The 22,581-nt window shown below is 54.2% G+C and carries 23 protein-coding genes and 1 tRNA gene; 10 read left to right on the top strand and 14 right to left on the bottom strand.

Translation table 11 applies throughout. The annotated features are described in order from the left end of the window. Nucleotides 1-25: 25 nt before the first annotated feature. Nucleotides 26-637, top strand: coding sequence for a LysE family translocator (locus tag DEO48_RS05885; RefSeq protein WP_109844612.1), 612 nt, complete (start codon nt 26-28; stop codon nt 635-637). A 27-nt stretch (nt 638-664) separates the two neighbouring features. Here DEO48_RS05885 and DEO48_RS05880 read toward each other — a convergent pair whose 3' ends face one another. Beyond that, a complete protein-coding gene (locus DEO48_RS05880; protein ID WP_008499687.1) occupies nt 665-937 on the bottom strand; it encodes a GNAT family N-acetyltransferase in 273 nt (90 codons plus the stop codon). A gap of 10 nt (nt 938-947) precedes the next feature. Then, nucleotides 948-1,178: a 4Fe-4S mono-cluster protein YjdI gene (gene yjdI / locus DEO48_RS05875; protein ID WP_008499689.1), complete on the bottom strand. Its 231-nt coding sequence runs from the start codon at nt 1,176-1,178 to the stop codon at nt 948-950. A 301-nt stretch (nt 1,179-1,479) separates the two neighbouring features. On the opposite strand from yjdI, the gene DEO48_RS05870 reads away from it, so the two are divergent. The 5 genes from DEO48_RS05870 (at nt 1,480) to DEO48_RS05850 (ending at nt 7,992) form a co-directional block, all read left to right on the top strand. Next, nucleotides 1,480-3,117 carry a sensor histidine kinase gene (locus DEO48_RS05870; protein ID WP_109844611.1) on the top strand — a complete coding sequence of 546 codons (1,638 nt, stop codon included), beginning with the start codon at nt 1,480-1,482 and terminating at the stop codon, nt 3,115-3,117. A 3-nt stretch (nt 3,118-3,120) separates the two neighbouring features. Beyond that, entirely contained in the window at nt 3,121-3,822 is a 702-nt protein-coding gene (locus DEO48_RS05865) for a response regulator (RefSeq protein WP_063439902.1), read from the top strand. 168 nt (nt 3,823-3,990) lie between these two features. Further along, nucleotides 3,991-5,079, top strand: coding sequence for an ABC transporter substrate-binding protein (locus DEO48_RS05860; RefSeq protein ID WP_047173547.1), 1,089 nt, complete (start codon nt 3,991-3,993; stop codon nt 5,077-5,079). A gap of 80 nt (nt 5,080-5,159) precedes the next feature. Next, complete coding sequence (locus DEO48_RS05855) at nt 5,160-6,929, top strand: iron ABC transporter permease (RefSeq protein WP_023309073.1); 1,770 nt, start codon at nt 5,160-5,162, stop codon at nt 6,927-6,929. Beyond that, nucleotides 6,922-7,992 carry an ABC transporter ATP-binding protein gene (locus DEO48_RS05850; RefSeq protein ID WP_109844610.1) on the top strand — a complete coding sequence of 357 codons (1,071 nt, stop codon included), beginning with the start codon at nt 6,922-6,924 and terminating at the stop codon, nt 7,990-7,992. Before DEO48_RS05855 ends, DEO48_RS05850 begins: the two co-directional genes overlap by 8 nt. A gap of 944 nt (nt 7,993-8,936) precedes the next feature. On the opposite strand, the gene DEO48_RS05840 is transcribed toward DEO48_RS05850, so the two are convergent. The 3 genes from DEO48_RS05840 to actS all read right to left on the bottom strand — a co-directional run bounded on the left by DEO48_RS05840 (nt 8,937) and on the right by actS (nt 11,087). Continuing rightward, nucleotides 8,937-9,653, bottom strand: a complete 717-nt coding sequence (locus tag DEO48_RS05840; protein ID WP_109844608.1) for a hypothetical protein — start codon at nt 9,651-9,653, stop codon at nt 8,937-8,939. 545 nt (nt 9,654-10,198) lie between these two features. Beyond that, nucleotides 10,199-10,272, bottom strand: a tRNA-Gly gene (locus DEO48_RS05835). 80 nt (nt 10,273-10,352) lie between these two features. Beyond that, on the bottom strand, nt 10,353-11,087 hold the full coding sequence (gene actS / locus DEO48_RS05830; RefSeq protein WP_109844636.1) for an amidase activator ActS: 735 nt from the start codon (nt 11,085-11,087) through the stop codon (nt 10,353-10,355). Nucleotides 11,088-11,265: 178 nt separating this feature from the next. On the opposite strand from actS, the gene idi reads away from it, so the two are divergent. Further along, nucleotides 11,266-11,808, top strand: a complete 543-nt coding sequence (gene idi / locus DEO48_RS05825) for an isopentenyl-diphosphate Delta-isomerase (RefSeq protein WP_023309093.1) — start codon at nt 11,266-11,268, stop codon at nt 11,806-11,808. 38 nt (nt 11,809-11,846) lie between these two features. On the opposite strand, the gene lysS is transcribed toward idi, so the two are convergent. From lysS to xerD, 5 genes are all read right to left on the bottom strand, one after another. Beyond that, the gene (lysS, locus tag DEO48_RS05820; protein WP_109844607.1) at nt 11,847-13,364 is read right to left on the bottom strand and encodes a lysine--tRNA ligase; all 1,518 of its coding nucleotides are present in this window, start codon (nt 13,362-13,364) and stop codon (nt 11,847-11,849) included. Nucleotides 13,365-13,373: 9 nt separating this feature from the next. After that, a protein-coding gene (gene prfB, locus DEO48_RS05815) for a peptide chain release factor 2 (protein ID WP_096059326.1) occupies nt 13,374-14,472 on the bottom strand; the annotation gives its coding sequence in 2 pieces (ribosomal slippage) (nt 13,374-14,396 and nt 14,398-14,472; 1,098 coding nt in all). 90 nt (nt 14,473-14,562) lie between these two features. Then, nucleotides 14,563-16,296 (bottom strand): single-stranded-DNA-specific exonuclease RecJ, encoded by a 1,734-nt coding sequence (recJ, locus tag DEO48_RS05810; protein ID WP_109844606.1) that lies wholly within the window; start codon nt 16,294-16,296, stop codon nt 14,563-14,565. A gap of 5 nt (nt 16,297-16,301) precedes the next feature. Further along, on the bottom strand, nt 16,302-17,015 hold the full coding sequence (gene dsbC, locus DEO48_RS05805; protein ID WP_029740340.1) for a bifunctional protein-disulfide isomerase/oxidoreductase DsbC: 714 nt from the start codon (nt 17,013-17,015) through the stop codon (nt 16,302-16,304). Between the two features lie 28 nt (nt 17,016-17,043). After that, nucleotides 17,044-17,940, bottom strand: a complete 897-nt coding sequence (xerD, locus tag DEO48_RS05800; protein WP_023309098.1) for a site-specific tyrosine recombinase XerD — start codon at nt 17,938-17,940, stop codon at nt 17,044-17,046. A gap of 101 nt (nt 17,941-18,041) precedes the next feature. Here xerD and fldB point away from each other — a divergent pair, with 101 nt between their 5' ends. After that, entirely contained in the window at nt 18,042-18,563 is a 522-nt protein-coding gene (fldB, locus tag DEO48_RS05795; RefSeq protein ID WP_023309099.1) for a flavodoxin FldB, read from the top strand. 6 nt (nt 18,564-18,569) lie between these two features. Here fldB and DEO48_RS05790 read toward each other — a convergent pair whose 3' ends face one another. After that, nucleotides 18,570-18,980, bottom strand: coding sequence for a protein YgfX (locus DEO48_RS05790; RefSeq protein ID WP_021242050.1), 411 nt, complete (start codon nt 18,978-18,980; stop codon nt 18,570-18,572). Next, nucleotides 18,961-19,227 carry an FAD assembly factor SdhE gene (gene sdhE, locus DEO48_RS05785; RefSeq protein ID WP_010435322.1) on the bottom strand — a complete coding sequence of 89 codons (267 nt, stop codon included), beginning with the start codon at nt 19,225-19,227 and terminating at the stop codon, nt 18,961-18,963. The genes DEO48_RS05790 and sdhE overlap by 20 nt, the downstream gene beginning before the upstream one ends. A gap of 294 nt (nt 19,228-19,521) precedes the next feature. Here sdhE and ygfZ point away from each other — a divergent pair, with 294 nt between their 5' ends. Then, nucleotides 19,522-20,502 carry a tRNA-modifying protein YgfZ gene (ygfZ, locus tag DEO48_RS05780; protein ID WP_029739202.1) on the top strand — a complete coding sequence of 327 codons (981 nt, stop codon included), beginning with the start codon at nt 19,522-19,524 and terminating at the stop codon, nt 20,500-20,502. A gap of 74 nt (nt 20,503-20,576) precedes the next feature. On the opposite strand, the gene DEO48_RS05775 is transcribed toward ygfZ, so the two are convergent. Continuing rightward, nucleotides 20,577-21,236: a hemolysin III family protein gene (locus tag DEO48_RS05775; protein WP_023309101.1), complete on the bottom strand. Its 660-nt coding sequence runs from the start codon at nt 21,234-21,236 to the stop codon at nt 20,577-20,579. A 165-nt stretch (nt 21,237-21,401) separates the two neighbouring features. Continuing rightward, nucleotides 21,402-21,713, bottom strand: coding sequence for a N(4)-acetylcytidine aminohydrolase (yqfB, locus tag DEO48_RS05770; protein WP_023309102.1), 312 nt, complete (start codon nt 21,711-21,713; stop codon nt 21,402-21,404). Nucleotides 21,714-21,764: 51 nt separating this feature from the next. On the opposite strand from yqfB, the gene DEO48_RS05765 reads away from it, so the two are divergent. Beyond that, on the top strand, nt 21,765-22,496 hold the full coding sequence (locus DEO48_RS05765) for a MurR/RpiR family transcriptional regulator (RefSeq protein WP_032660101.1): 732 nt from the start codon (nt 21,765-21,767) through the stop codon (nt 22,494-22,496). Nucleotides 22,497-22,581: the final 85 nt, after the last annotated feature.

The raw sequence follows: 22,581 nt of genomic DNA, 5'->3' as shown, positions 1-22,581 counted from the left end.
ACGCACTGCGGGAGTCTTCAGGACGATGGAAATGAGTATTGTGGCCGGCTTTTGGGTGGTTTCGTTTCTGCTTATCATGACGCCAGGCGCCGACTGGGCCTACGCCATTAGCGCTGGGATTAACGGGCGACGCGTGGTACCGGCGGTGATGGGGTTAATGTCCGGGCATCTGTTAGCCACGCTGATTGTGGTGGCTGGCGTGGGCGTAGTGATTGCTCAACACCCGATGGCGTTAACCGGGCTGACCGTCGCGGGGGCCGCGTATCTCCTGTGGCTTGGCATCGGACTGTTGCGTCACCCTGCCGCACCGGAAAAGGCCCCCCATCATGAGGGAAACTGGAGGCAGTGGGCGGTGAAAGGGCTCTGCATTAGCGGTCTTAACCCGAAAGTATTTTTACTTTTCCTGGCGCTGCTTCCGCAGTTCACCGACCCGACCGGAAGCTGGTCGATAGCGAAGCAGATGTCCGCGCTTGGCGTGATGCACCTTATCACCTGTACGCTGGTCTATCTGCTGGTGGGGTATGGTTCGAAAGCGGTACTGGCGACCCGGCCACAGGCGGCGCGTCTGGTGAGCATGGCATCTGGAGGGATAATGGTGCTGATCGCGATGGTATTGCTGTTTGAGCAGGTAAGATAAAAAAACACCGGCCATCGCCGGTGTTATTTACGCCCGAATATCGTCATATTCGCGCGTTTTATCAAACTCATGCTTCGCGAACGGGCACAGCGGAATAATTTTGCGATTCTCGCCGCGCATCTTCTCCACCACTTTCGCCACCAGCTGTTTACCGACGCCCTGCCCTTTCAGGCTCTCATCCACGTCGGTGTGCTCGATAATGCTCAGGTGCTCGCCGGTCGGTACAAAGACAATCTCCGCGACCTGATTGCCGTTCGCATCATTCACGTAAAACTTGTTATGGCCTTCCAGAATATCCATGGTTCCTCGCTTATTTTTGGCGATACTTCAGCGCACCGCTCGGGCAGGTATCAATCACGCGTACAACCGTTTCAACGTCCACTTCATCGGGAATGATCCACGGCTTACGTTTCAGATTAAACAGCTTTGCGCTCCCACGCACGCAGTTACCTGAGTGTTTGCAGATCCCGGTATTGAAGTAAACATCAATTTTCTCGCCGGTATAGGCCCGGTAACCCGCATCCAGTAGTTCTTTATCCATGACATTGCCTCTGTAATTATTATCGTGCTGAATGAAGCATAGCCTTACGGGATCCTGATGGCTATATACCCGTCATACTTCAAGCTGCAGGTGCGTTGGCTGCACTCACTCACCCCAGTCACGTACTTATGTACGCTCCCGGGGATTCGTTCCCTTGCCGCCTTCCCGCAACTCGAATTATTTAGGGTATAACGCCGAAAACGAAAAGCCAGGTCACAACTCTTTTCTCGCCAGATTGCGTCCGCTATTGGCCCATGTCAGGCTCGGCAAATGTCACTTTTACATAACTTCCGCAGGTTGAATGAAACGCAGACTCTCTTTTCAGGTAAAGCTGTTTTTAGCGCTGGTGTGCTTCTCCTGCCTGCTGTTAGTTCTGCTGGGAACAATCCTGTTCCATTTTATTGACCGACAGCTCCATCACGATCTCGGCCAGCGTGCCCGGGTTCAGGCCAGCCAGATTGCGCTGATGCCGGGTCTGGCGGCCATGGTCGCGGCCAGAGATATCCCCGGCATCGCCCGGTTAATTCAGCCGCTGCGCGCCGAAAGCGATGCCAGCTACATTGTGATTGGCGATACCGAGGAGCAGCACCTCTATCATTCGGAATCCCCGGAGCGGATTAATTTACCGATGATCGGCGGGGATAATGCGGAGGTATTAAAGGGCAAAACCATTATTTCCGTGCGTCAGGGCGGGATTGGCGTGTCACTACGCAGTAAAGCGCCCATCTTCAACGCGCGGCATCAGGTGATTGGTATTGTCTCGGTCGGCTATCTGACCTCCTATATTGCTAATATTAATGCCCGCATTCTCTGGCAGTCCGGGCTGTACGGCGCTGCGCTTCTGCTGCTGCTGTTTATTTTCTCCTGGCTGTTTACCCGCAATTTAAAAAAACAGATGTTCCGGCTGGAGCCGAAAGATATCGCTCAGCTGGTCTTGCAGCAGCGCGCCCTATTAGAAGCCATGTACGAAGGCGTATTTGCCGTTAATAGCGAGAAGCAGCTGATTTTAATTAACCGCGCGGCACGCGAAATGCTGGATATTCGGCAAAATGAGAAAGAACTTATCGGTAAACCGCTGGAGGACATTCTGCAGACGGCGCCGGGATTTTTATCCCAGCGCTACGCCTCGGTGAGCAGCGGGAGCCACGACCAGATTGCGGTGCTGAACCAGCGCGAGGTGATCGTCAACCGGGTAGCCATTGAGGTCGAACCGGGCGTTGAAAGCGGTTGGGTCTACAGCTTTCGCGACAAAAACGACATTAACACGCTCAGCAGCCAGCTCAGTCAGATCAAACGCTATGCGGATAACCTGCGCATTATGCGCCACGAACAGCTGAACTGGACCGCCACTCTCGTCGGGTTACTGCAGATGAAACACTATGACGAGGCCATCCGTTACATTCAGGTGCAGTCAGAGGGCGCGCAGCGCGTGCTGGACTTTGTCTCAGCCCATTTTGTCTCCCCGGCGCTGTGCGGGCTGCTGCTCGGAAAATATGTCAGCGCGCGCGAAAAAGGCATCGAGCTGCTGTTTGACCCCGCCTGCCAGCTCACCCGCATGCCTGCCGCGCTGAGTGAAACGGAGCTGATGTCCATTATTGGTAACCTGCTGGATAACGCCGTGGAGGCGACACTCAACGCCCCGGTTCACGCGCCGGTAGAACTCTACATTTCTGACCGTAACCAGGAGCTGCTGATTGAGGTGGCCGACCGGGGCTGCGGGGTGGACGATGCGTTGAAGCCGCACATTTTCCGCCAGGGGTTCAGCAGCAAGCCGGACAGCGAAAACGACATTGTGGGCACCGAGCACGGTATTGGCCTGTTCCTGGTGGCAGGATATATCGACAAGGCCGGCGGCAGCATTGAGATTGCCGACAACACGCCGCAGGGCACGATTTTTTCTGTGTTTATACCTATTCTACTCCCCGATCAACAGGGCTAAAGCATGAGCACCACCCGACCACTTGACGTTGTGATAGTTGAAGATGAGCCGCACCTGGCGGAGCTGCATCGCGAGTATATCGAGCAGAATTTCCATTTGCGCGTGGTGGGCATCGCCGCGTCGATTGAGCAGGCATGCAGCCTGATTCGTCAACATCAGCCTCGGCTTATCCTGCTGGACAACTATCTCCCGGACGGTAAAGGCGTGGAGCTCATCGATAATCCGCTGCTGAAAAGCTACGAATGCTCGGTGATTTTCATCACCGCCGCCAGCGATATGCAGACCTGCAGCCACGCCATGCGCAGCGGCGCGTTTGACTACCTCATTAAGCCCGTCTTTTTCCAGCGCCTGCACGCCTCGCTGGAGCGGTTTATGCGTTTTATCCACACCGTGCAGCAGGTGAAGGTGGTCGATCAGCATGCGCTGGATCGCCTGTTTAATCTGCCCGCCGCGGAAGCCTCCATTACGCCGTCGACGAAGGGCATTGAACCCCAAACGCTGGAACGGATTAAACGCCTGTTCGCCGAGCATCCCGACGATGCGATGTCGGTTGAAGAGGTGGTGGAAAACGTGGGGATCAGCAAAACCACGGGGCGTCGCTACCTTGAATACTGCGTGGAGAGCGGGTTAATCAGCATCGAAATGCTGTATGGCAATATTGGTCATCCGCGAAGGTTATACCGCAAAGCGCCCGATAAACCGTAATCCAGAACCGTTCACGGGCTAACGTTCGCGGATTTTATGGTGTTAATTGCTGAAACGACGGCGACAATCACACTTCGGAATCATTGCCCGCTTCACCCTCTTGTGGGTGGAGCCCGATACGCTATGTTGACAATTAGTTCCTCAAATGTAACTAAAAGGTTAACTATAATGTCGAACACGTTCCGAATTTCTCTGCTTACCGCTACTGTACTGTTCTCTGCTTCTGCACTGTCTGCCCTGCCGCAGGGGTATCCTGCTGAGTATCAAAAAGTTGTTGATGCCGCAACGAAAGAGGGCAAAGTTGTTATTTACTCCACCACCGACATCAAGGCCGCCGGGCCGCTGATCCAGGGCTTCGAAAAAACCTACCCGGGCATTAAAGTCGAATACAACGACATGAACAGCACCGAGCTGTACAACCGTTTCATCAGCGAACAGGCCTCCGGCGGCGTGAGCGGCGACGTGGTCTGGAGCTCCTCTATGGACACAGGCCTGAAGCTCGCCACCGACTACGCCATGGAGTATAAATCGCCGGAGCAAAGCCAGCTGCCGAAATGGGCGGTCTGGAAAGATAAGGCTTACGGCACCACCTATGAGCCGGTGGTCTTTATCTACAACAAGCGCCTGATCCCGGCCGGCGACGTGCCGGATTCTCACGCCGCGCTGGCGAAGCTGATTGCCAGCCAGACGGACAAATTCAAGGGCAAAGTCACCACCTACGACATCGAAAAATCGGGTCTGGGCTTTATGCTCTCGGTTCAGGATCACAACGCCGATCCTAATTACTTCAAAACCCTGGCCGACGTCGCCAAAGGGGGCCTGTCGGTGCAGTCCTCTACCGGCACCATGATGGAGCGCGTCTCCTCCGGTGAAAACCTGATCGGCTTCAACATCCTCGGTTCCTACGCGGAAGCGCGCGCGAAGAACGATCCTTCGCTCGGCATTTCCTATCCAAAAGATTACACCCTGGTGCTGTCTCGCGTGTCGTTCATCAGCCAGCAATCGCAAAACAGCAACGCCGCGAAGCTGTGGCTGGACTATGTGCTGTCTGAACAGGGGCAAAACATTCTGGCCAGTCAGGCGGATATTCCCTCCATTCGTAACGATATCGAAGGGAAAAATGATATCGACGGCCTGACCAAAATTCTCGGCAACGCGCTGAAGCCAATTCCGGTTGATGAAACGCTGCTGGAATATCTGCAGCCGAAAAAACGCCTGGAGTACATCAAAGAGTGGCGTACCGCCGCCGGTAAATAAGCGTCTGAGCGCGGCGCAGGCCGCCGCGCTCCCTTATCGACTGAGTTCGTTTTTCTGGGCTGCAACACCAGGGATACCCCATGAATACATTACGCAGAAAGTGGCAAAGCCTGCCGCGAGGCATCGTCGTGCTGATAACCGCCCTGGTTATCTACACGCCGCTGTCGTTTATCGTGATACAGAGCTTCCTGTCCGCCCCGTTCTTTTCGCCGTCAAAAGAGTGGAGCTTTGAATCATTTGAGTTTATTTTCACCGACCCTGATTTTTATAAGGCCCTGAAAAGCGGCTTTATTCTTGCTTTCGGGCTGGTCTTTATCTCCATTCCGCTGGGCGGCGTGCTGGCGTTTCTGATGGTGCGTACCGACCTGCCCGGCCGCCGGTTGATTGAGCCGCTTATCCTGGTCCCGATTTTCGTTTCACCGATGGTGCTGGGCTTCGGCTACGTGGTGGCCGCCGGTCCGGTGGGTTTTCTCTCCCAGTGGGCTCAGGCGCTGATTGGCTTTGTGCCGTGGAATATTTACGACATGTCGAGCATTGTGGTCATTGCCGGCCTGACGCACGTCCCGCACGCCTATCTGTATATCTCGTCAGCGCTGCGCAGCGTGGGCTCGGATGTGGAAGAAGCCGCGCGCACCGCGGGCGCGTCGCCCTGGCAGGTGATGACCTCCGTCAGCCTGCCGATGGTGCGCCCGTCCATTCTGTACGCCACCGTGCTGCTGTTCTTCCTCGGGCTGGAAGTGTTCGGCCTGATGCTGGTCCTCGGCGACCCGGAAGGCAACATGGTGCTGGCGACCTATCTCTATAAACTGACAAACAAGATGGGCACCCCATCCTATAACCTGATGGCGGCGGTTGCCGTGGTGCTGATCTGCATCACCATCCCGCTGGTGATGCTCCAGCGTCGCCTGATGCGCACCGCCAACCGCTTCGTCACCATGAAGGGTAAGGCTTCGCAGGCCCGCGCGCTGCCGCTGGGTAAATGGCGCTGGGTGGCTGGCGGAGTGATTGCTTTCTGGCTCACCGTCACCATCGGCGTTCCGCTGCTCGGCGTGGTATTGCGCGCGTTTATCTCCAACTGGGGCGTGGGCGTTTCGCTGTGGGACGAGCTTTCTCTGAACACCTTCCGCACCATCTGGGCGCAGCCTAACCTGCTGCGCGCCATCGTTAACTCCATGGCGATTGGCGTCATTGGCGGCGCGCTGGCCGTGGTGTGCTACCTGTTTGTCGGCATTGCCATGCACCGCAAGCCGGACAACACCACGCGTTTTCTGGACTACAGCGTGCTGGTGCCGCGCGCCGTGCCTGGCCTGCTGGCGGGTCTGGCGTTCCTGTGGGTGTTCCTGTTCCTGCCGATGTGGCTGGATAATTCGCTGAAATCCGGCTGGCTTTCCGGGTTCGCCTGGACCGACTGGATGCGCGAAAACGTCATCGTCTGGCTGCGTTCGCTGCGCAGCACCATTTTCAGCGTCTGGCTGGCCTATACCGTGGTGTGGATGGCTTACGGACTGAGGCTGATCTCTTCCACGCTGCTGCAGGTTGGGCCGGAGCTTGAGGAAGCGGCGCGCAGCACCGGGGCGACGCGCGGGCAGATCACCCGCCACGTCACCATCCCGCTCTCCCGCTACGGTCTTATCGGTTCGTGGCTGCTGATGTTCCTGATCTTTGAGCGCGAATACTCAACGGGTGTGTACCTACTTTCACCCGGCACGGAGACCATCGGCTCGATGCTGGTTTCCCTCTGGGCCGCGGGTGCCATCGATATCGTGGCGGCGCTCTCTTTCATTAACATCCTGCTGGTCGTGGTAGGTCTGGGCATTGCCCTTCGTTTCGGAGTGAAAATACATGATTGAATTAGCGGTTGACGATCTGCACTTAACCTACGGCGACAATCCTGTTTTAAAAGGTGTCTCCATGAACCTGAAGCGCGGCGAAGTGGTCTCCCTTTTAGGCCCCTCCGGTAGCGGTAAAACCACCCTGCTGCGCGCCGTTGCGGGTCTGGAAAAACCGACGCAGGGGTCGATTGTCATTGGCAAAAATAAAGTTTACGACGGTACGCCGCGCAGCGAGGTCCCGGCGGAAGAGCGTAACCTGGGGCTGGTATTCCAGTCCTATGCCCTGTGGCCGCACAAAACCGTGTTTGAAAACGTGGCCTATCCGCTCAAGCTGCGCAAAGTCCCGGCCAAAGAGATCCAGCAGCGCGTGCAGGACGTGCTGGACCAGCTTGGTCTGGGGCATCTTGGCAAACGTCACCCGCACCAGCTCTCCGGCGGGCAGCAGCAGCGCGTGGCGATTGGCCGGGCGCTGGTCTACAACCCGCCGGTGATTTTGCTGGACGAGCCGCTTTCCAACCTCGACGCCAAGCTGCGCGAAGAGGCCCGCGTGTTCCTGCGCGAGTTGATTATCAAGCTCGGGCTATCGGCGCTGATGGTGACGCACGACCAGAACGAGGCGATGTCCATTTCCGACCGCATCCTGCTGCTCAACAACGGCAAAATTGAGCAACAGGGCACGCCGCAGGAGATGTACGGCTCGCCGAAAACGCTGTTTACCGCTGAGTTTATGGGCAGCAACAACCGCCTGCACGGCAAGGTTACCGAAGTGCGCGAAGGCAAAGCGCGTATCGAAGGCAAAGGCTGGGTGCTGTGGGGCCAGGCCGGTGAAGGGGTGCAGAGCGGTGATGACGCCACGGCGGTGATCCGCGTCGAGCGCGTGGCGGTGGTCGAGGGACCGGGGGAAAATCAGCTTGAGCTGCCGCTACTCACCAGCATGTATCTCGGCGACCGCTGGGAGTACCTGTTCCGCACGGTCGGAGATGATTTTGTTATTCGTGCGTATGGGCATGAGGTTCGGGATCCGCAGCACTGCCATCTTTCGCTGCCTGAGAAGCATGTTTGGGTGTTCCCGAAAGGGTGATGAGTCAATATTAATCTGTCATGGCCCGGTGACGCTTCGCTTACCGGGTCGACGGGATACAGGAATGCAGAGAAGCCGAGGTCGGCGATATAAGTCATTTTTTAATCAGGAGAATTCGTTTGGCGAGTAAAAACGAAGATCTGAGGCGGAGTCAGTCCCAAGAGTTTGCATTGTTACGGCTTCGATCTTGGCATTAGCAAGTTCAAAAAACAGGTTATCTAACTCAAGTTAAGCGTGCCCCAGGTTATCACTGTTATTCGCCAGCTTCTGAGTGATACTAACCGCCTTATCAAAAATCCCTACCACTGCTGCTGTGTTTGCCAATACACCAGCCATAACATTCCCTGCCTAAGATTTATTGAAGATTAACGCTCACCACTTTACCGCATAACCTTCTGTTATGAAACGTAGTTTCACTTAGGTCTAATACTTGTTGCGCATGTTGTTATTGATTGTTAAATAACCTTTGTGATTATTTCCATAACAAGCAGAGGAACTTATTAAGCAATATACCAAGGCTTTTTACTACAGAAAGACAGCGTTTCTCCTGTTGTAATAAAGCGAGGCAAATTGCAACGCAAGCAAAGTAGTGTAACGCAGTGGCAACACTAGGATATTTCATGCAGATCTAATGAAATTATTAGGTAGCTAATAGTTCCACTCAGCGAATCTGTAATAGAACCGGGGATATTTTCAGCAGGAGAATGTAAAATGTGAGGATAAAGAGACGGGACACCCACGGGGCAGGTTGAGGAAATGAAGAAAGTTTTACTATGTGTTGTGGCACCTGCTGCCGCTGGCGACTCATGCGGGGAGAATCACGCTTCAACTGACAGAACAGACCGAAACCGCCAACGGAAAAACACTTTGCCGCTACGAAAATTCTATATATAGCTTCACAATTACCCGGGACGGTAAACATTATGCCAGTGTGAAAACGTTCTCTAGTGATGATCCTGATTAGTTATCCTGGGTTTCGGGATGTTCGCGATCAAAGATTCAGGATAAGCAACTTCTTGCTTCAGACGCTGCCACTCTTTTTTAAGGATACCTTGAGTCAAGATAGTTGCGGAATCCAGAAGAAAACCTAACTCATTGTTTATATTTGAAATTATAACCCCAGGTGTAGCACCCTGAGCACTTAGTACTTTTTTTCTAATCTTATCAAGTAAATCCCGAAGATCGTTATGCTCTTTAGGATTTAATCTAAATTTTATACGTATATGTCTTTCTTGGTGTTCTCGATCTCTAGCGCCATTTTCTTTTGAGAAATCATCAAGCATCTTCTGCACTATTTCATTTCTTTTAGCTTCTATCTTCTTTTCATCTTTGATTTTTTCAATGTTCCCCTCAAAAGCAGCATTTAGCAAAACCTCAACACGTTCAGAGGTAGTATCTTTTATAGCCTGCCATTTCCACACTATTTCTTGAGATTGCGCAATATGTATAGCCATATCAGAACGTAACTCATCAATCCATTTTTGGCGTTTTTCTGCGATAAATGATGCTGTGGTTCGATTCGATACAAGCTCTTGAATATCGAGAGTATCTCGAGTATTTTTCGCAGCATAGCGCCAGCCAAGAATAGCGATAGCCGCCTGTAGCGACACTCCTATAATAGTTGCAAATACCTGCCATACTAGTGATGAGTCCCCAGCCATTGAGCTTAATTCCTATATATTTATTAGTTGTAGGTTTTGGGATGATTATATTACCAAAATAATTAATCAATAGAAGCCACTTAGCGCCGTGTTGCGCATACCAACATTAAGCGCCGAAGGCATATCATCAGAATTGTCAGTTAACCGCTCTCTTATCGAGTACCGATCATTTATGGCTCGGTGAACACCACGGCAGAGCCAGCCCCTTTTCCGGACTGGTTAGGCTTCCCAACATTTGCTCGTTTATCCGTGGCGTGTCATCACGACAGGCTGTTACGGGGCACCGCGCTAAGTGTGGAACGGTTAAAAGTTTCAGGAATGGATTACTGCCTTAGTGAAAGGCTTTGTTTTCTTGTTGGACTATCACGGTAAGACACTGGAACGACCGCCAGCGTTTTGATAAGCTTCCTGATCACTACTCACCAAATCGCGGTAGTTACCAAGGTAGAACGTCGAGAGGGTTCTCAACAGCGCTTACAGAGCACCTCCCTCTAAGCACCGGAAACATAACGCTTTTTTAGCTGATTTTGAGTGTAAAAAATCGCTGGAGCGGGCGAAGGGAATCGAACCCTCGTATAGAGCTTGGGAAGCTCTCGTTCTACCATTGAACTACGCCCGCTTTGAGGTGCGTAAGGCATTATAGACCTTACGCACCTTCATACAAGCCTCTTCACAACTAACAGGCGATAAAATAATCACTTAGCACTTCGGTTTGCTGCCGGGCGCAGGCAGATAACGCTGCGGGTCGATGGCCGTCGCCTTATAGCGAATCTGGAAGTGTAGCTTCACTGTATCCGTACCAGTGCTGCCCATGGTGGCAATCTTCTGCCCGGCTTTGACGTTTTGCCCGTTGTTGACCAGCATCGTGTCGTTGTGCGCATAGGCCGTGATGTAGTCTTCACCATGCTTAATCATGATCAGGTTACCGTAGCCGCGCAGCTGGTTGCCGACGTAAACCACCTTCCCTGCCCCGGAGGCATAAACCGGCGTACCGCGCGCAGCGGCGATATCAATACCCTTATTGCCACCTTCAGAGAGCGAGTAAGGGGCGACCACTCTACCGCTAGCCGGCCAGATCCAGCAGCGCTGTCCAACCGGCGGCCAGGACGATTGCGGCACCTGATAAGACGGCGTCACTTTAGCGGTTTTACCTTTCGAAGAGGATTTTTTGCCAGAGGACGATCCGCCGCTCACCTTCAACTTCTGCCCCACCTCGATGGTGTAGGGTGGAGAGAGATTATTCAGACGCGCCAGATCCTTCACGCTGGTCCCCGTTGCGCGCGAAATTCGATACAGGGTGTCCCCGCGCTTAACGGTATAGACCGAACCGGAATAGCTTCCCGTATCCGAAGATTTGCTCCCTGAACAGCCCGCCAGCAATAGCGTCAGCGTCAGCGTCAGGCAAAAAATGGCGGTGATGGGGTTTCTCGTCAGGCTTCCTGCAAACAAAACAGATCCTCGGTCAGCGTGAATGGCGCACTATGATAACAGCCAAAACGAACAGGGGTCATGCCCTTTTCCGCTCTACGCGCCAAACCGTTCGTATAAGAATGCAGTATAATGATCCGGCTGATGGTGCTGAACCACTCGGCATTTTGGCACTGGAGCATGAATGAGTATTCAAGAACACGTTATTTTGGTAAACGACCAGGGAATGGTGATTGGCACTCAGGAAAAATATGCCGCGCACACCTTACATACCCCTCTGCATCTGGCTTTCTCCTCCTGGCTTTTTAACGCAAACGGCGAATGTCTGATCACCCGGCGCGCCTTAAGCAAAAAAGCCTGGCCCGGCGTCTGGACCAACTCCGTCTGCGGCCACCCGCAGTCCGGCGAAGAGACGATACAGGCGATAATCCGCCGCTGCCGCTTTGAAGTGGGCGCTGAGCTAACCGATATCACCGCCGTCGCCCCTGAATTTCGCTATCGGGAAACCGACCCGTCCGGGATCGTGGAAAACGAAATTTGCCCGGTATTCGCGGCCCGCATCACCAATGACGTGACGATAAACGAAGATGAAGTGATGGACTATCAGTGGGTTGAGCTGGACGCGTTATTCCGCGCGCTGGACGCGACGCCCTGGGCCTTTAGCCCGTGGATGGTCATGGAAGCGACAACCGCCCGCGAAAAACTCAAAGCCTTCGCGGCGCAATAAAAAAGCCCCTTTCGGGGCTTTTTTTACATCTTAACGCCTTATTTCACCGGGCGCATCGCCGGGAACAGGATCACGTCGCGGATGGTGTGGCTGTTAGTGAACAGCATGACCATACGGTCGATACCAATCCCCAGGCCCGCCGTTGGCGGCAGACCGTGCTCCAGCGCGGTCACATAGTCTTCGTCGAAGAACATCGCTTCGTCGTCGCCTGCCGCTTTCGCGTCAACCTGATCCTGGAAACGCTGAGCCTGGTCTTCCGCATCGTTCAGCTCGCTAAAGCCGTTGCCGATTTCGCGGCCACCGATGAAGAATTCGAAGCGATCGGTGATTTCCGGGTTCTCGTCATTACGACGCGCCAGCGGAGAGACTTCAGCCGGGTACTCGGTGATGAAGGTCGGCTGAATCAGATGCGCTTCGGCCACTTCTTCGAAGATCTCGGTCACGATACGGCCCAGACCCCAGCTCTTTTCAACCTTGATACCGATGTTTTCCGCGATCGCTTTCGCAGAATCGAAGTTATCCAGGTCCGCCATGTTGGTTTCCGGACGGTATTTCTTGATCGCTTCGCGCATGGTCAGTTTTTCGAACGGCTTGCCGAAGTCGAAGACTTCTTCACCGTAAGGAACCTGCGTGGTGCCAAGAATGTCCTGCGCCAGGGTGCGGAACAGGGATTCGGTCAGCTCGATCAGATCTTTGTAATCCGCATACGCCATATAGAGTTCCATCATGGTGAACTCTGGGTTATGACGAACGGAGATACCTTCGTTACGGAAGTTACGGTTGATTTCGAACACGCGGTCGAAACCACCGACCACCAGACGCTTCAGGTACAGTTCCGGCGCGATACGCAGGTACATGTCCAGGTCCAGGGCGTTGTGATGGGTGATGAACGGACGCGCAGACGCGCCACCAGGGATCACCTGCATCATTGGGGTTTCCACTTCCATAAAGTCGCGGTTCACCATGAACTGGCGGATACCGGCCATGATCTGGGAGCGAATTTTGAAGGTCTTACGGGATTCATCGTTAGAGATGAGATCCAGGTAGCGCTGACGATAGCGCGCTTCCTGATCCTGCAGGCCGTGGAATTTGTCCGGCAGCGGGCGCAGGGCTTTGGTCAGCAGACGCAGTTCGGTGCAGTGGATAGACAGTTCACCGGTTTTGGTTTTGAACAGTTTACCTTTTGCGCCCAGGATATCGCCCAGGTCCCACTTTTTGAACTGCTCGTTGTAGATGCCTTCCGGCAGGTCGTCACGGGAAACGTACAGCTGAATACGGCCGCCAACGTCCTGCAAGGTCACGAAGGAGGCTTTACCCATGATACGACGGGTCATCATGCGGCCTGCAACGGCCACTTCAACGTTCAGCGCTTCCAGCTCTTCGTTCTCTTTAGCGTCGAAGTCAGCGTGCAGTTGGTCTGAGGTATGGTCACGACGAAAATCGTTCGGGAACGGCACGCCCTGCTCGCGCAGCGCTGCCAGCTTCTCGCGGCGGGTTTTCAGTTCGTTGTTAAGATCGACTACCGCGTCAGCGCCCTGTGCTTGTTGTTCAGACATGTTGGTTCCTCATAACCCTGCTTTCAAACTTGCTTCGATAAATTGGTCCAGGCTGCCGTCCAGCACCGCCTGCGTGTTGCGGGTTTCAACCCCGGTACGCAGGTCTTTGATGCGGGAGTCATCAAGGACGTAAGAACGGATCTGGCTGCCCCAACCGATGTCGGACTTGTTGTCTTCCATCGCCTGTTTCTCAGCATTTTTCTTCTGCATCTCCAGCTCATAAAGCTTTGCTTTCATCTGCTTCATGGCCTGGTCTTTGTTCTTATGCTGGGAACGGTCGTTCTGGCACTGTGTTACCAGCCCGGTTGGAATGTGGGTAATACGCACCGCTGATTCCGTACGGTTAACGTGCTGACCACCCGCGCCGGATGCGCGGTAAACGTCGATACGCAGGTCCGCCGGGTTAATTTCGATATCAATATCTTCATCAACTTCCGGATAAACAAACGCGGAGCTGAAGGAGGTATGACGACGGCCACCGGAGTCGAACGGGCTCTTACGCACCAGGCGGTGAACGCCGGTTTCGGTACGCAGCCAGCCGTAGGCGTAATCGCCAATGATCTTGATGGTCACGGATTTAATACCGGCCACTTCACCTTCAGACTCTTCGATAATTTCGGTTTTGAAGCCGCGCGCTTCTGCCCAACGCAGGTACATGCGCGTCAGCATGCTGGCCCAGTCCTGCGCTTCGGTGCCGCCAGAACCTGCCTGAATATCGAGATAGCAATCAGCGCTGTCGTATTCGCCGGAGAACATACGGCGGAATTCCAGCTGCGCCAGCTTCTCTTCCAGCACGTCGAGTTCTGCTACGGCTTCGTTAAAGGTTTCTTCGTCGTCGGCTTCGACGGCCAGCTCCAGTAAACCGGAAACATCTTCCAGCCCCTGGGCCATTTGATCCAGCGTATCTACGATAGCTTCGAGAGAGGAACGCTCTTTACCCAGCGCCTGTGCGCGTTCAGGTTCGTTCCAGACGTCCGGCTGTTCCAGCTCGGCGTTTACTTCTTCAAGACGCTCTTTCTTGGCATCGTAGTCAAAGATACCCCCTAAGAACGTCAGAGCGCTCCGTGAGGTCCTGAATACGGTTTTTTACCGGATTAATTTCAAACATGGTCTGTTTTCTTTTATGGACTTGTCAAAATGCGGTGATAAGAGCGGGATTGTACCGAATCCACGCCCTTTTTTATAGAGATTACTGCCGCTAAATTGGCCAGATATTGTCGATGATGATCTGCAGGGTGCGGTTACCGCGAAACTCGTTGATGTCCAGTTTGTACGCCAGCTCGACCTCGCGCACGCCGTTGTCCGGCCAGATGGAGGTATCGACGTTGAAGGCAATGCCGTCCAGCAGCGGTCCGCCGCCCACGGGCTCGACCATCACTTTCAGATGACGTTCGCCGACGATACGCTGCTGCAGCAGACGGAAACGCCCGTCGAACAGCGGTTCCGGGAACATCTGCCCCCACGGACCGGCATCGCGGAGCATTTGCGCCACGTCCATCGTCATCTCAAGCGGTGAAAGCTCGCCATCTGACACCACTTCCCCCTGCAGCAGGGCCGGGTCAATCCAGTCGGTGACAAGCTCACCAAACAGACGCTGAAACTCGTCGAATTTCGCCTCTTCCAGAGACAGGCCAGCCGCCATCGCATGGCCGCCGAACTTGATCATCAGACCCGGATACAGCGTATCGAGACGCTCCAGCGCATCGCGCATGTGCAGCCCCTGGATTGAGCGGCCAGAGCCTTTCAGCGTGCCGTCACCCGCGGGAGCGAACGCGATCACCGGCCGGTGGAAACGTTCTTTAATACGCGACGCCAGAATGCCCACTACGCCCTGATGCCACTCGGGATGGTACATCGCCAGGCCGCCCGGCAGCGTATCGCCGCTGCGTTCAAGCTTTTCGCACAGGGTCAGCGCTTCGGCCTGCATCCCCTGCTCAATCTCTTTACGGGTCTGGTTCAGCGCGTCCAGCTCGTTGGCCAGCACGCGCGCTTCACCGATGTTGTCGCACAGCAGCAGCGCGACGCCGACGGACATATCGTCCAACCTTCCGGCTGCGTTAAGACGCGGCCCGAGAGCAAAGCCCAGGTCGCTTGCCGCCAGCTTGAGCGGATCGCGGTTGGCAATCTCCAGCAGCGCCTTGATCCCCGGACGGCACTTGCCCGCCCGAATGCGGCTTAGACCCTGCCAGGTCAAAATGCGGTTATTAGTATCAAGCGGCACCACGTCCGCGACGGTACCCAGCGCCACCAGATCGAGATATTCGGCCAGGTTAGGTACGGCAATACCGCGGGAGTCGAACCAGCCCTTATCGCGCAGCAGGGTACGCAACGCCAGCATCAGATAAAACGCTACGCCCACGCCTGCAAGTGATTTCGATGGGAAATCGCAGTCGCGCAGGTTGGGGTTAATAATCGCTTCCGCATCCGGCAGCGTTTCGCCCGGCAGGTGGTGATCGGTGACCAGCACCGGGATCCCCAACGCGTGAGCATGATCGACCCCCGCATGGGAAGAGATCCCGTTATCGACGGTCATGATCATCTGTGCACCACGGGCGTGGGCCTGATCGACCACTTCCGGGCTGAGGCCATAGCCGTCTTCAAAACGGTTCGGTACCAGATACGTGACGTTATCGCAGCCCAGCGCGCGCAGGCTGAGCACGCTCAGCGCGGTGCTGGTTGCGCCGTCGGCGTCGAAATCCCCTACCACCACAATCCGCGTTCCTTCACGAAGAGCGTTGTAGAGCATCTCAGCGGCTTTTTCGATACCGCTCAGCTGCTGCCAGGGCAGCATCCCTTTCACGCTGCGTTCAAGATCCTCAGCGCGACGCACGCCGCGGCTGGCGTAGAGGCGCTTAAGCAGCGCCGGGAGATCGTCCGGTAAATCAACGGGTTCAACCGCCTCACGGCGGCGCAATTTTATTGGGGCTTTCACGCGGATTATTTACCACCAAACTGTTTCTGGTGCGCGTCGAGGAACTCTTTCATCTCTTTTGGTCCCTGATAGCCCGGAACGACATAGCCGTTGCTCAGGACAATCGCAGGCGTACCGCTCACGCCAAACTGCACGCCGAGCGCGTAGTGATTAGCGATATCAATGTCGCAGGAGGCCGGCTTAACGCCTTTGCCGTTCATCGCGTCGTCAAACGCTTTGTTACGGTCTTTCGCACACCAGATCGCCTTCATGTCCTGCTCTGGCTGGCTTTGCACGCCCGCGCGCGGGAAGGCCAGGTAACGCACGGTAATGCCCAGCGCGTTGTAGTCTTTCATCTCTTCATGCAGCTTGTGGCAGTATCCACAGGTGATGTCGGTGAAGACGGTAATGACGTGTTTTTCCTGCGCCGCTTTATAGACGATCATCTCTTTTTCGAGCGCGTTCAGGTTTTTCATCAGCAGCTGGTTGGTGACGTTCACCGGCTGCGCGCCGCTCACGTCATACATTGGCCCCTGAATAATGTGTTTGCCGTCTTCGGTGACGTACAGCACGCCGCTGTTGGTCAGCACCGTTTTCATGCCGGCAACCGGTGCAGGCTGAATATCGCTACCGGTGACGCCAAGCTTAGCGAGCGACTGTTTGATGGCGGCGTCGTCCGCATGGGCGAAACCGGTAAATGAGGCTGCCAGCAGGGTGAACAGCGCGAAAGACTTTTTCATATGTGATCCTGTTACAATTCGTCGGCACTCACGCACGAGGGTGGTGCTGTTGGTGTAGCTGCCGCAGGCGTTCCGTCGCGACATGGGTGTAAATTTGCGTTGTGGAAAGATCGCTGTGCCCCAGCAGCATCTGCACCACGCGTAAATCAGCGCCGTGGTTTAACAGATGCGTCGCGAAGGCGTGACGCAATACGTGCGGCGAAAGCTTTTCACTGTCGATACCCGCCAGTGTGGCGTAATGCTTGATGCGATGCCAGAACGTTTGCCGCGTCATCTGCTGGGCGCGCTGGCTTGGAAACAGGACGTCGATAGACGTACCATTGAGCAGCCACGGACGACCATGCTCAAGGTACGTTTCCAGCCAGTAAACCGCCTCTTCACCCAGCGGAACCAGCCTTTCCTTGTTTCCTTTACCAATGACGCGCACCACGCCCTGACGCAGGCTGATGTCGCTCATCGTCAGGCCAACCAGTTCCGAAACGCGCAAGCCGGTAGCATACAATAGCTCAAGCATGGCTTTATCGCGTAACTCCAGCGGCAGGTCAACAGCCGGTGACTGTAATAATCTCTCAACTTGTGCTTCGCTGAGATCTTTCGGCAGCCGCTGCGGAAGCTTAGGGGATGCCAGCAGCGCGCTGGGATCGTCTTCACGAATCTTCTCACGGTAGAGATGCTGGAACAGCCGACGCATGGCGCTGAGCAAACGCGCGGAACTGGTAGCTTTGTAGCCCCCTGCGATACGTTCTCCCAGCAGCGCCTGCAGGTCGTCACGCTGCGCGCTCGCAAGGGATAACCCCCGGTGCGCAAGCCATTCCACCAGCATGGTGAGATCGCGACGGTAGGCGCTGAGGGTATTCTCGGCCAGATTTTTCTCCAGCCACAGCGCGTCGAGAAACTGTTCGATCAGTGCGAGATCCTTTTCCACATCAGCCCCTTTGATTCTGCAGTCAGGCCATTATGCCTGATTGCGACCGGTTTCTGGTACACTACGCGCAAAGTCAAAGCAAGTATTGAGATAGTTACGCGATGAATATTGGTCTGTTCTATGGTTCCAGCACCTGCTACACCGAAATGGCGGCAGAGAAAATTCGCGACATCATTGGCCCGGAACTGGTGACGTTGCATAACCTGAAAGATGACGCGGTCGCGCTGATGGAACAGTACGATGTCCTGATTCTTGGCATCCCAACCTGGGATTTTGGTGAGATACAGGAAGACTGGGAAGCCATCTGGGATCAACTCGATTCGGTCAATCTCGACGGCAAAATCATTGCCATGTACGGCATGGGGGATCAGCTGGGTTACGGGGAATGGTTCCTGGACGCGCTCGGCATGCTACATGACAAGCTGGCGCCGAAAGGAGTATCGTTTATCGGCTACTGGCCAACCGAAGGTTACGAGTTTACCAGTAAAAAACCGATTATCGCCGACGGCGAATTGTTTGTAGGACTCGCGCTGGATGAAACCAACCAGTACGATCTCAGCGATGAGCGCCTGCAAAGCTGGTGCGAGCAGATTCTGGGCGAAATGGCTGAAAAGTTTAGCTAACGCGCATTACCCCTGCGTCGTTTGTTGCAACAGCATCCGGCGCAGGTCCCGCCACTCGGCAGCATCCATACTGTCAGCCGCCAGCCACAGATGCTGGCAACGCCCGCCGTCCACCTTGCGTAACCGTAACATCATGCCGCAGTTGAGCATCCAGGGCATACCGAGAATATCCCACTCTTTACCCTGCCAGCGCAGGCGGGAATCCATCAGTAATTTAATCTCTCCCTGACGGGCATTAATGCGGCGCTGGCTGCGTACGCTGTCAAAAACGACAAACGACAGTAACAGCAGCCACAGCGGCGTATAGCTCAGCGGCCACGGCATCAGTAAAACAAAGGCCGCAACCAGGCCGTGGAGCAATAAAGACATCCACTGCGAGCGCCACGAGACGCGAAGATCAGATTGCCACAGGACCACGTTCCCGATTCCGTGTTTGAATTAATTGCACCATCCGTTGCAACTCGGTGTCGGCGGGTTTGCCGTGGTTCATCAGCCAGTTGAATAAATCCGGATCGTCAGACTCAAGCAGGCGAACAAACAGACGCTTATCATCATCGCTTAAGCTGTCATACTCATATTCGAAGAAAGGCATGATGGAAATATCAAGTTCACGCATGCCGCGACGGCACGCCCAGTGAATACGGGCCTTGTTGTTAATATCCATGTTCAGTTTCCTGCATTACGTTTGGCACAGTCGGTACCCCGTTCAGTCTTTTTTATTTCTCTACGGGGACACCAGCTAGTGTAACGTGTTTTTGACCGTTTCATTACTGGAATATTGCGATCGCCGAGCAGGCTTCCAGAATAATCCCTACAAAGACAGCGGATTACATTATTTTGCGTAGCGCTACGCATAACCGGTTTAGGGCACAAATGGTCTGTTGAAAGCGCTTGCATTGCCTGCAGGCTCTTTTACCATTAGGCATTATCAAAGCGTTAAGCAATTCAGGATATCGTTATGGCATTTACACCATTTTCTCCTCGCCAGCCCGCCGCCTCTGCGCGTCTGCCGCTGACGCTTATTTCTCTTGATGACTGGGCGCTGGCAACGCTCACCGGTGCCGACGCCGAAAAATATCTGCAGGGCCAGGTGACCGCCGACGTCAGCCAGATGACCGAGCATCAGCACCTGCTGGCCGCGCATTGCGACCCAAAAGGCAAAATGTGGAGCAACCTGCGCCTCTTCCGCCGTCAGGACGGCTTTGCCTTTATTGAGCGCCGCAGCCTGCAAGAGGCCCAGCTCAAAGAGCTGAAGAAGTACGCGGTCTTCTCCAAAGTCACTATCGCCCCGGACGACGAACATGTCCTGTTGGGAGTGGCCGGTTTCCAGGCGCGTGCGGCCCTGAAAAATCTCTTCAGCGAACTGCCGGATGCAGAAAAGCAGGTGGTCAGCGAAGGCGCAACCTCCATCCTGTGGTTTGAACACCCGGCGGAGCGTTTCCTGTTAGTCACGGATGCGGCAACGGCCGAACGCGTGACCGAAGCGCTGCGCGGCGAAGCGCAGCTCAACAATAGTCAGCAGTGGCTCGCGCTGAACATCGAAGCGGGTCTGCCGGTGATTGACGCAGCAAACAGCGCGCAGTTTATTCCTCAGGCAACGAACCTGCAGGCACTGGGAGGTATCAGCTTTAAAAAGGGCTGTTACACCGGCCAGGAGATGGTGGCGCGTGCAAAATTCCGCGGCGCAAACAAACGAGCGCTGTGGACGCTGGCAGGCCATGCCAGCCGTGTACCTGAAGCGGGTGAAGACTTAGAGCTGAAGATGGGTGATAACTGGCGCCGCACCGGCACCGTGTTAGCCGCCGTACAGCTGGATGATGGACGTCTTTTGGTTCAGGCCGTCATGAACAACGACATGGAAGCCGACAGCGTGTTCCGCGTGCGTGACGATGCGAACACGCTGAGCATCGAGCCGTTGCCATATTCGTTAGAAGAGTAATCGTATCCAGGTGCCCTCCCTCTCCCTGTGGGAGAGGGCCGGAGTGAGGGCAACCGCCAGCACGGTGGAAAAAACTACACCTGCCCCACGTACAAATAGATCGCCAAAAAATGGCATACGCTGCCGCCCAGCACAAAGCCGTGCCAGATGGCATGGTTGTATGGGATGCGCTTGCAGACGTAGAAAATCACGCCGAGCGAGTACACCACGCCGCCTAAGGCCAGAAGCGTCACGCCCCCTACCGACAGTTTGACCGCCAGTTGATACACCACAATCAGCGACAGCCAGCCCATTGTCAGATAGGTGACCAGTGACAGCACCTTAAACCGGTGCGCGATGGTCAGCTTAAACAGGATCCCCAGCAGTGCCAGGCTCCAGATAACAATCATCAGGCCACGCGACAGCGGTGAGTTGAGCCCCACCAGCAAAAACGGCGTGTAGGTGCCTGCAATCAGAAGATAGATAGCGCAGTGGTCAAACTTCTTGAGCCACATTTTGGCCCGCTGATGCGGGATCGCGTGATACAGCGTCGAGGCCAGGAACAGCAGGATCATACTCCCGCCATACAGGCTGTAGCTGGTAATGGCCATCGCGCTGGCATTGGCGTCCACCGCCTGCACCAGCAATAACACTAAGCCGACAATCCCAAACACCAGGCCAATGCCGTGGCTGATGCTGTTGGCTACTTCCTCAGCCAGCGAATATCCCTGTGCGATTAATGGTCTACTCACCATACAAAACTCCGGGAAAACAAAAGATGATTATTCATCGCATAACTATGCTAACTGAGAATGATTCCAGTGAACACCTGTTAGCCAAAATAAAGTTAAACATAACGTTTCTAAATTACAATCAGACAGTTACACTTTAATTTCAGCGAACGTGCGTTTCGATTTTAATTATAAACATTTAAAATCAATCACATAAAACTGGTTCTGCCTGGGGTAGATCTCTGAGATCACGTTTTTCAATGCATCCAGGGTCATGTTCTCCTGTTCAGCATGTTTTTGCGTCAATGTATCGAACGTAACGGTTGACGTTCCCGTTACTTCGATGGTGCAAAAATAACCATCATCCTCATAACGCCCCACCCGCAGGATATCGCCGGTTTTGAAATGGGATTCACTTTTATCCCGGATAGTGATGGTTTTACGTCCGGCCAGAATGTCGTCCTGAAAACGCTGAAAAAAAGTGATGTCGTTTGGCTGCATGTTATTATTCCCTGAAGAAAAGTCTGATGAGTGAGTGTAGCCATTGTGAGCATGTTCTCCCATTCCGCCATTGCCAGTCTCAATAACCTGGAGATGATGGTCTACAACTATGTCATAAAAAATCGTGACAAAGTGATGTACATGACCATCCGCGAGCTGGCGGATGCGGCAGACGTCTCAACCACCACCATCCTGCGCTTTTGCCGCAAGCTTAACTGCGAAGGGTATTCTGAATTTCGGGTGCGCTTTAAGCTTTATCTTGAACAGAACGAGCCCCAGCAGGCAAATTTCGGTGCCAGCGAAATTATCAGCTTTTTTAAAAGCGTGAATAATGAAGAGTTCGATGCGTTATTAGATAAGGCGGTTGATATTATTTTATCGTCAGAGCGAATTATATTTGTCGGTGCCGGAACATCGGGTTCGCTGGCAAAATATGGCGCACGCTTCTTTTCTAATATCGGGAAATTCAGTAATCATATTGATGATCCTTATTTCCCGGTCACCAATGATATGGCGAAAAATGCGCTGGCGATTGTGCTTTCCGTCTCGGGCGAGACCGAGGAGATCCTGCGCTTCGCCAGCCAGTTCAGCCTGCATCACTGCAAGGTGCTCTCGATAACCAGCCACGAGCACTCGCGTCTCGCAAAACTGGCGGACTTTAATCTCTCCTGGCATGTTCCTCAGACGCGTATTGCAGGCGTCTACGACATCACCACGCAAATTCCCGTCATTTATATTCTGGAATCTCTCGGACGTAAACTGGCGAAGAAACTCACAGAATAAAACACCCTGTTTTTTTGATGTGACAAATCACATTTACTGTGAATTGTTATATCGTGACATTCAATTTCGCTTTGCTAGACTCGAT

The organism is Enterobacter sp. CGMCC 5087, assembly GCF_003144775.1.
Taxonomy (GTDB): Bacteria; Pseudomonadota; Gammaproteobacteria; order Enterobacterales; family Enterobacteriaceae; genus Enterobacter; species Enterobacter cloacae_M.
This window is presented reverse-complemented; position numbering and strand designations above follow the sequence as displayed.

Coding starts and splice junctions, on each gene's coding strand:
- sdhE (WP_010435322.1), bottom strand. CDS start 19,227: ATGGATATTAACAACAAGGCCCGTATTCACTGGGCGTGCCGTCGCGGC.
- DEO48_RS05885 (WP_109844612.1), top strand. CDS start 26: ATGGAAATGAGTATTGTGGCCGGCTTTTGGGTGGTTTCGTTTCTGCTT.
- idi (WP_023309093.1), top strand. CDS start 11,266: ATGAGTATTCAAGAACACGTTATTTTGGTAAACGACCAGGGAATGGTG.
- DEO48_RS05850 (WP_109844610.1), top strand. CDS start 6,922: ATGATTGAATTAGCGGTTGACGATCTGCACTTAACCTACGGCGACAAT.
- DEO48_RS05855 (WP_023309073.1), top strand. CDS start 5,160: ATGAATACATTACGCAGAAAGTGGCAAAGCCTGCCGCGAGGCATCGTC.
- DEO48_RS05840 (WP_109844608.1), bottom strand. CDS start 9,653: ATGGCTGGGGACTCATCACTAGTATGGCAGGTATTTGCAACTATTATA.
- DEO48_RS05865 (WP_063439902.1), top strand. CDS start 3,121: ATGAGCACCACCCGACCACTTGACGTTGTGATAGTTGAAGATGAGCCG.
- ygfZ (WP_029739202.1), top strand. CDS start 19,522: ATGGCATTTACACCATTTTCTCCTCGCCAGCCCGCCGCCTCTGCGCGT.
- fldB (WP_023309099.1), top strand. CDS start 18,042: ATGAATATTGGTCTGTTCTATGGTTCCAGCACCTGCTACACCGAAATG.
- dsbC (WP_029740340.1), bottom strand. CDS start 17,015: ATGAAAAAGTCTTTCGCGCTGTTCACCCTGCTGGCAGCCTCATTTACC.
- DEO48_RS05880 (WP_008499687.1), bottom strand. CDS start 937: ATGGATATTCTGGAAGGCCATAACAAGTTTTACGTGAATGATGCGAAC.
- DEO48_RS05765 (WP_032660101.1), top strand. CDS start 21,765: ATGTTCTCCCATTCCGCCATTGCCAGTCTCAATAACCTGGAGATGATG.
- DEO48_RS05860 (WP_047173547.1), top strand. CDS start 3,991: ATGTCGAACACGTTCCGAATTTCTCTGCTTACCGCTACTGTACTGTTC.
- yqfB (WP_023309102.1), bottom strand. CDS start 21,713: ATGCAGCCAAACGACATCACTTTTTTTCAGCGTTTTCAGGACGACATT.
- lysS (WP_109844607.1), bottom strand. CDS start 13,364: ATGTCTGAACAACAAGCACAGGGCGCTGACGCGGTAGTCGATCTTAAC.
- DEO48_RS05775 (WP_023309101.1), bottom strand. CDS start 21,236: ATGGTGAGTAGACCATTAATCGCACAGGGATATTCGCTGGCTGAGGAA.
- yjdI (WP_008499689.1), bottom strand. CDS start 1,178: ATGGATAAAGAACTACTGGATGCGGGTTACCGGGCCTATACCGGCGAG.
- DEO48_RS05870 (WP_109844611.1), top strand. CDS start 1,480: ATGAAACGCAGACTCTCTTTTCAGGTAAAGCTGTTTTTAGCGCTGGTG.